General features: G+C 62.1%; 7 protein-coding genes and 1 pseudogene. 1 reads left to right on the top strand and 7 read right to left on the bottom strand.

Annotated features, from left to right (window positions below):
* Positions 1-72: 72 nt before the first annotated feature.
* Positions 73-558 (bottom strand): transposase, encoded by a 486-nt coding sequence (locus AC6EUL_RS22450; protein WP_499872808.1) that lies wholly within the window; start codon positions 556-558, stop codon positions 73-75.
* 229 nt (positions 559-787) lie between these two features.
* Positions 788-2,590, bottom strand: a complete 1,803-nt coding sequence (locus AC6EUL_RS22445; protein WP_499872806.1) for a hypothetical protein — start codon at positions 2,588-2,590, stop codon at positions 788-790.
* A 416-nt stretch (positions 2,591-3,006) separates the two neighbouring features.
* Between AC6EUL_RS22445 and AC6EUL_RS22440 the strand changes: the two are divergent.
* A pseudogene (locus AC6EUL_RS22440) lies at positions 3,007-4,086 on the top strand (IS630 family transposase).
* A 44-nt stretch (positions 4,087-4,130) separates the two neighbouring features.
* Here the strand turns inward: AC6EUL_RS22440 and AC6EUL_RS22435 are convergent.
* The 5 genes from AC6EUL_RS22435 to AC6EUL_RS22415 form a co-directional block, all read right to left on the bottom strand.
* Positions 4,131-5,873, bottom strand: coding sequence for a hypothetical protein (locus tag AC6EUL_RS22435; protein WP_499872804.1), 1,743 nt, complete (start codon positions 5,871-5,873; stop codon positions 4,131-4,133).
* Positions 5,874-6,204: 331 nt separating this feature from the next.
* On the bottom strand, positions 6,205-6,996 hold the full coding sequence (locus AC6EUL_RS22430) for a hypothetical protein (RefSeq protein WP_499872802.1): 792 nt from the start codon (positions 6,994-6,996) through the stop codon (positions 6,205-6,207).
* A gap of 214 nt (positions 6,997-7,210) precedes the next feature.
* Complete coding sequence (locus AC6EUL_RS22425) at positions 7,211-7,432, bottom strand: hypothetical protein (RefSeq protein WP_499872800.1); 222 nt, start codon at positions 7,430-7,432, stop codon at positions 7,211-7,213.
* Positions 7,433-7,443: 11 nt separating this feature from the next.
* On the bottom strand, positions 7,444-7,788 hold the full coding sequence (locus AC6EUL_RS22420) for a hypothetical protein (protein ID WP_499872798.1): 345 nt from the start codon (positions 7,786-7,788) through the stop codon (positions 7,444-7,446).
* A gap of 51 nt (positions 7,789-7,839) precedes the next feature.
* Positions 7,840-8,115 carry a hypothetical protein gene (locus AC6EUL_RS22415; RefSeq protein WP_499872796.1) on the bottom strand — a complete coding sequence of 92 codons (276 nt, stop codon included), beginning with the start codon at positions 8,113-8,115 and terminating at the stop codon, positions 7,840-7,842.
* Positions 8,116-8,206: the final 91 nt, after the last annotated feature.

Genomic DNA, 8,206 nt, shown 5'->3' with positions numbered 1-8,206 from the left:
GCCTTCACACCAACCGAGTGCGCAAACTACTTCGCTGCCGCCGGCTACGATCCGGAGTAAGTGGAAAACGCTCTAGACGATCAGCCCCAAGCTGGAAAAGCCTTTGCGCATGTCGGTGTGGCCGGTGGCCAGCCAGACCCAGACATGGACTGGCAGCGGGATCATCGGCCCTCCAGGGCATCGAGCACCCGACGCAGTGCCGCGGCATCGACATCGGAGCCGACCCGCACGCGCCAGCCGCCGCCCAGACTGATCTCGATGTGCCCGCCGGAGCGGCGGGACCGGGTTAGGCTTCGGTTCGTCTTGCGCCGAGATCGAGAGTGGTCGGGGCACGACGGCGACCGGCACGAGCGCAGGGACCGGACCTGGCGACACCACACGCTTGTAGAGCAGCTTGCGCCAGCGGAACAGCTGGCTCATGTGAAGGACGGCCTGGCGAGCAACCTTCAAGGCCGACACACCCGGCTCGAACGAGGCGGCCACCAGCCGCTCCTTTTCCGACCACGTCCAGCGCCGTCGCCGTACCGCTCTCACCAGCTCAATGCTCGCCCGCGTCATGCTCAAGGTCCTAGAATTACTCCTATGACCTCAACCCCGCCCGACCATCACACAAGACGGCCCTCACCGGACGCGTACGATGCATGGCGAGAAAATGGGATCAGTCGGAACCAGCCGAGAAGGGCTGGTTCGCTCGCTCAAGCGAAGAAGCCCGGCGCGCCATCACGGCGGCCGGGCGATGAGCATACGCCTTTCAGGAAAGACCTGATCGTAACGCATGGCTTTCCACTCAGGCGTGGAGCAGCCCGTGGTCCTGGAAGTGGAAGTTCTCAGCTGCCAGTGAACTCAGCGACACGTTCTTGAGCAAGATGGTGTCAGTCGCACTGAGAGTCAGCAGTGTATCCGCTCCCGCGCCTTTGAGGTGGCTCTGCAGGTCTGCGAAGCCTGAAATCTGAGTCGTATCAAGCGACAGCACGTCGTGTCCGACGGCAGCTCCGGCATGGAACCCCGTAACCGTGTCCTTTCCGAAACCAGCAGCAAACACGAACGTGTCCCCGCCAGAGCTTTTGAACGTATCGGTGACTCCGCTAGTCGATATCAACGTTTGCCCGGCCTGATAGGCAGTTTGGGTATGTGTCCCATTGGCGTTTGTGAGGTTTTGCGAGAGGAGCTTGCCTCCCGTGGCGTAGAGCATATCCTGCACGGTGCTCGCGGTTGTTGACGAGCCTACATACGTCAAGTTCACAACATGCGAAGCTCCGTCTGCTTCACCGATGCTCCGCAACACTTCTCGACCAAGTGTATCGTAGCCGTGCACCACGCTCGAGCCATCAATCTTGACGACCTCACTTAACGCGAGTGTGTGGTCAAGATCGCCGTAATATCGCATCGTGCTTACAACCTTGCCGGCTGCATCAAATGCTTGTACCTGCTCAGCGTAGGGTTTGCCGACGACGGCATTGTTGACCTCGGTTCGCGACCCATCTGCGTTTACGGTTGTCGATTTCAGAATTTTTCCGTCCGCTGGATCGTAGGACGTCGAGGTCCGCCGAAGCAGAGAGCCGCTGTCGTCATAAGTGCGGTGGGTTCCGCGGATTGCCTGACCGATCTCGTTATAGATGTTCACATCGACAATCTGGTTGGCTGCGTTGTAGGTTTCACTTTGGGTCACGTAGCCCGTATCAGGGTCAAATTCCTTAGCCGATCGACCGCCGACGCCATCAAATGTTTCAATTTTCGTGACAAGGTTGAACGAATTTAGGAAAGTATTTGATTTCAGTGCGCCCGTAACTATATTGTAGTCGCTGATCTCAATCGAGCGCTCGTCGTTATTTTCGATGAGCCGCTCGACCGACAAGCCTGCAGTATATTTTACATTTGAAACATTTCCATTCGAGTATACGGTTTTGAGATTTGTGAGAAACGCTGTTTGCGGGACATAAGCAGACGGATTGATGTGTTCGATAAAGTAGTTTTGATCTCCGGCAAGCAGATTGTAAGTTGCGCTCTGGCTCGCAATCTGCTGATTGCCAGTATATGAATAGGCAAACGCATTATTTGATAGTGACTGGAAGAAAGTGGCTCCTGGAGCGATGTCTGCTCCAAAGAGTGCCCCGTTGAGGTCATGTCCCCATACCGACTTGGCCGAACCGTCCCCCCCGAAGCTTAGACTGAGAGCTATGCTTGAGGCCTTATACAAATTGGAGGTCGACTCGTAGCCATAGATGAAGCCACCCCGCCCATCGGCTGAGAGCGTCCCATAGCCTCCCGAGTCATTGATCCCAACAATCGATGCAGTCAGCTTGCCGTCAGAGAAAACGTATCCTTGCGAATAACCGCCGCCGCCTGTGTGCACGGCCACAGCGTTGCCGTAGGATTGGAATCCATATTTGTAAAACCCATAATCCCAGACTTCCGTTGTCCCGACTTCAAAATTATCGACGATCCTCATTCCAGTGTTATCGGTTATTCTTATTATTGTGTTAGCGAGAAACGGATAAGGATCATTGACAAAATTCAGCTGGATAAGCTCAGCTGTCTCGCCGTCATCGGCAACAACCGTCTTAAGAATTCGTTCATTGTAATAAACCACCGGTAGCTCCTGGCAAGGGAATGACCGCGAATCAACTGGCCCCTATCTGCATTTAGACTAAGTTGTTACTCGGCACAATCTGCAGGCTCGCGTCAAACAAGCTACATTCAATTTTAATCAATTGCATGTCTGCGTTCCTACGAACGAGCATCGGTGATGCGAATCATAGTCGATGCGGCCGGAGGCGAAGGGCAGTGGAGGATTCGGCAGCATCAGCAGCGATGAAATCAAAAACTCGCCGCGGCCGGAGCCGGGCGGGTGAAGGGGTGGCTACCGGCTCAGCTGGGCGCTTGCCGCCAGGAGCTGGGTGCGGAGCGCCGAAGCTGGCTTGCGTGAGGCCGATGCTAGTGGTTAAGGTCTGACGGTTGAGTCCGCGTGGGGTTTCGGTTTGAGGCCTGTCCTGCGAGTCTGGCGGGATGCGCAGTGGCATCTCCTTCACGCTCTCCAGTTCGGATCGGCTTCGGCTCGAAGCGCTCGTTGCGGATCGAAACACGCCGCAGAAGCACGTCTGGCGCGCCCGTATCGTGCTGCTGAGCGCCGATGGGCTCGGGACGCATGCGACCATGCGTGAGGCGGGCGTGTCCAAGACCGTGGTCTGGCGCTGGCAAGACCGTTTCGCGCAGGAGGGCGTCGACGGGCTCCTTCGGGATAAGACGCGGCCGGCACGCATCCCGCGGCTCGGACCGGAGGTGGCGGCGCGCGTGGTCGCTCTGACGCAAGGAGATCCGCCCGGCGAGACCACGCATTGGACGGCCGCCGCCATGAGCAAGGTCGCGGCCATCAGCATCTCGTCGGTGCAGCGGATCTGGCGCGGGCATGGTCTGCAGCCGCATCGGATCCGGCAGTTCAAGCTTTCCACCGACCCTGCCTTCGCAACCAAACTGCGCGATGTCGTCGGGCTCTACGTCGAGCCGCCGGCCCATGCCGTCGTGCTCTCGGTCGACGAGAAGAGCCAGATCCAGGCGCTCGCCCGCACGCAGGCCCCGTTGCCGATGAAGCCGGGCCAGCCGACGACGCGCACCCACGACTACAAGCGCCACGGCACCACGACCCTGTTCGCCGCCCTGGACGTGCTGGAGGGCAAAGTGATCGGCCGCTGCATGCAGCGCCATCGGCATCAGGAGTTCATTCGCTTCCTCAATACGGTTGAGGCTGCGGTTCCGGCGGGCAAGATCGTCCACGCGATCCTGGACAACTACGCCGTCCACAAGCACCCGAAGGTCCGTGCCTGGCTCGACCGCCACCCGCGATGGACCTTCCACTTCACCCCAACCTCAGCCTCATGACTCAATGCCGTCGAGGGCTTCTTCGCCAAGCTCGCAAAACGCCGGCTCCGACGCGGCGTGTTCGGATCGCTGATCGAGGTGCAGGCGGCCATCAAGCGCTTCATCGCTGAGAGCAACGGCGACCCAAAGCCCTTCGTCTGGACTGCCGACCCGGATCGCATCATCCAGGCCGCAAAGCGCGGGCACCAAATGTTAGACTCGCACCACTAGGTGCGAATTTGCCTGGACCTATGTTAGGATCGAAAACTCTGTGGTTACTGCATCACATCGGCGCCCATCGACGCCGAACCGACTGAGTACCCTCGGGACGACCCGTGTACGCCGTCGATCGTATACGCCTCCGGTGTGCCCGCCTCGACCAACCACTTGCCAGTTTCCGACGCTGTCGTGCCTGCGTATCCGCTTTCCACTCCCCACTGCGCCGTGATCCGTGCATCGAGCCCGTAGCCCATTGGCTGCCGCAACGCCTGATCGGTGTCGTGCAACAGGCTGCGAATTGAGGGCGCAGGACCATAGCCGGTTGTCGGGGCCTGCCCAGCAAGGCTCTGCCAGCGGTCGCGGATAGATATCACCGCACCCACGCGTGAAGTCACCGAACTGTCCGGCACCATGCCCATGCCGACGATCTTGATGCCAGGGACAAGTGCGCGCACGTGGGCACGCCGCTTGGCCCGCGCAGCGACGAGCGCGGCCCATGTGTCCGACATGGTTCCGTTGGTACGCTGTCCAAGGTAGCGCCACGTCACGGAGCCGTCTGTCGCATCGGCCGTCCCGCTCGGGGCGACGGCGCTCGAGGTGCCCGCATGCAGGGCCAGCCAGTAGGCGGCAGTCGCTTGAACGCGGACGACAGCGAACGCCTCGTACGCCTGATTGTTGGCACGGAAGTTGGGAACGGAGATGCCAAAAGCGTTGTGATCCTGATCTTCGAAATAGTGAGTCGGGTTGGCCAGCACGAGGAGCTTGTCGCGGTAGACGGTGTTCGCGGGGCTGACCGTCCACCGCGTACTGTCACCGCCCTTGGACAGGTTGACGTAGTTATGCCCGTGCCGCTCGTTGATGTAGCGCGTAGCCATCCCCGCGTTCCGCATGTAGGTGCCAAGCACGTCACCGAAAGCGCCCGATCCGCCCTGCCCCTCGCCGACGCCGTAGTCGAGCGATGACGACTGGATCACGGCCGTGCGTGCGGTCGCCGGATGGTCGTGAATCAGCATGACTGGCGTGAACGCCTGCCCTGATCCGCTCTGCGTCTTACCGAAGGCTCGGATTGCGGTCAGCGTCATGCCGAAGTTGCGGGCGATATGTGACTGGCCCGCAGTCGCGCCGGCTAGGGTCGTGAGTTGCCCCTCATTGCGGTTGATGAACGATGAGGCGACTTCGGTGTAGGGAACACCCTGCGTATTCGCAGCGCCCGCCTGTGCCTCGATGGTCGTCCAGAGTCCGAACTTCGTGTTCTTCGGGATCTTCACGCCCGGCGGCAGTGTCAGCGTGCCCTTGATACAGCCGTTCGGATTCGTGCCAGGACCGTCATAGCGTCCGGTCGTAGCGGACGGGCCGCCCATGAAGGCGAAGGGATAGCGCCCGGCCGTCGATAGCCCGGTAATCGCTTCCTGAAACGCGACCTCGAGCGCAACCTGGAAGAACCACTGTCCCGGGAGATCAGTCTCCGCGAGTGTGCGCCCCGTGATGTAAGCGGTCGGCAGGATGACATCGACGGTGCCGCTGATGTCCTCCGCAGAGGTATGGCCCGTTCGGTTCGTCTGCGCGAAGTTGGTAGAGGGGGATGTGTTGAAGCCCTGAACCATGAGCTTCATGCCGTTACCGACACCTCGTCGGACGGTCTCCGCCTTCGGCACGACCGCGGGCGACTGGCTCGGCACCTGAGGCCGGCCGCTAGCCTTCGGATCGGAGGACATGCGCGCGTAAGCCAAGCAGGTCCCGCCAGCGCCGATCAGAACCGTAAGGATCAGCGCGAGGGCGCGCCTGAAAGTCTTCGACATGTGAGGCGTCGGCAGGAGATCCGGGCTTAGACAGGCTTTCAAGGGGCTTGCTAGAAGCGCTGTTACGTACGAAATCGTACGCCGTGGTTCAAAAGCCCCTAGGAGGTCGCGCACGACAATATCTGGATATTGGCCGTGCAAGAAGGGTGAGAATGCAAAAAAACCGCCGCGGATTGCTCAGGGCGGGTGAAGGTCGGGTCGTTCACTGGGATATTGAGCGAACACGTGATGGCGAGGCAGGCTCCACCTTAAGTTGGGGTCGGGGGCGCGGCCGGAGCAAGTATGGCTCCAGTGCCCCACCAATCCTGGATGTAGGGCCGCGAGCGCTCGATCAGAGGCCCGATGTCCGGGCGGCTCCAGAGCAGCACCAGCACCAGCAGAACAGCGCCGCCGAGGCCAATGCCCATCGCCACCCGGTTGCGGCGCGGCACCACGCCGTCGACCGCGCCCGGCGCGCTGACGTGGAGCACGGCCGCGACCACCAGAGCAGCCGGATCGGCGCATAGATCTCCGAGTTCACGAACCATTGCGGCATGCCGGCGAGCCGGAACAGCACCGCCAGAATGGTCATGCCGTCCGTCGACAGCCAGGCGAGCACGATGTCCACGATGAGGAAGTCGGTGCGCTTCGGGTTCTTGGTACGCAGCGCGGCCCAGGCATCCCGCCCGTAGATGTAGACCACCATCGTGGCGGCCGAGGCCTGAAGAACGCCGACGGCGTTGTTCATGTCGGAGCTCGGCACGAATGCGTTGATCACGCCGTAGCCGATGGCGAGGATCAGGATCGTGAGCCAAATGGCACCGCGGATGTGCTCGGGACGGTCGTCGTTGTAGATCACGGTCCTGTGTCCCCGGCGCGCGCGCTCCATGCTCTGGAGCATGTCTTCCACGAGGCTGCGGGCCTCGCTGGTCTGGCCAGGCCGAGCTTTCTCGCTCTGCGCATAGGTGCGCGCCCGGATGCGGCCGCTCTCGGCTCGGATTTCCTTCAGGTCTCTCGTCGCGGCGGCCTGCACCCCTTGCGATTCCTCGGCGGTCCCGCGCTGGGCCGTAAGGATGTCGTCAAAGGCATGCTTCAGCCGGGTCGACTGCTCCTCGTGGTGATGTCGAGGGAGGAAGTTCAGCATGACGCGCTCCCACCATGTCATGGGGCGTCCCCGCTCCGGTTGCGGAGCATGTCGCGTAGGTCAAGCACCATCTCCACCAAGCCGGTCGCCATCTGGCTCGTGTTCGCGAAGCCGTGCCGGGCGTCTTGCGCCGTTCGCTCCACCTAGTGCGAGAGATCGGAGCGCGCCTGCGCACGGGCGCCGAGGGTCGCCTCGACGCCGCACAGTGCCTCTTTCAGGCCCTGTGAGCATCGCGCGCGCTCTCGATGACCGTGAGCATAGCTTCCTGCTCGGCCAGCCGCTCCGCATTTAGCCGCCGGATCTCGTTGTAGAGGTGCCGGATGACGTACAGCAGCAGGACGATGAACAGCACCAGGGCCACGCAGCTCGCACCGAGTGTGCCCTGGGTCAGGTAGAAGTCGGCCGTTCTCTCGGCCGTGGCTTGCACTTTCGGCACCAGGGGGCGCCCTACTTCGCGACGATCGCGGTCTGGGCCGGCGCCAGGGTGTTGGCGGCGGTAGCGCCCTGTTCCAGGTGCAGGGTCCGGAACACGAGTTCGGCCACCCCGTTCGGGCCGCCGGCCGCGGCCACGACGGACACCGGTGCGACATCGACGGCGCGTTGCAAGGCCTTGGCGATCACGGCCGAGCCGACCGGGATGGTGAGCGCCTGGCCCTTCACAACGCCCTCGGTGGCGTTGAGGGCATAGTCCGTGATGGCCTTGGTCATCTGCTCGAGACGGGCCTGGGTGAGAACGAGGCGAGCCCAGGGGGCGACCTGGTAGACAGCTTGGCCGAGCCGGTAGATGAGCACGGGCAGCAGGATGGACGTGAGGGTCTGGCCGATGGCGACGACCCAGTCACCCTAAGGCAGGATCACGGCCGGCGCCACGGGCACGGGCGCGACGACCTCAGCAGCGAGGGCGGCCGACGCGAACAGGACGGTCGCAAGGATCCCCAAGCCGATGCGCGGCAGCCGGGGCGCGATCACCACCACGAACGCGACGCCGAGGGCGAGGAAGAGGATGCCGGCCACGGCGCCAGCGACCGAGGATCCGAACCCTCCAACGGTGGCGTGGGCGAATGCGGGAGAGGCGGCACAGGCGAGCGCCAGCGCCGCGAGTGAGAGCATGCGGGTCATGGTGGGACTTTCGATTGTTCAGTCCCGAGGTGAGGTGGGTCGGATTGTATCTGAACTGGTCCGGATCGTCTGCCCAGGCTTGGCAGGTCGC

Source organism: Methylobacterium sp. 001424705 (genome assembly GCF_059816145.1).
The sequence above is the reverse complement of the archived record's forward strand: the minus strand, read 5'-3'. Positions and strand labels throughout refer to the sequence as shown.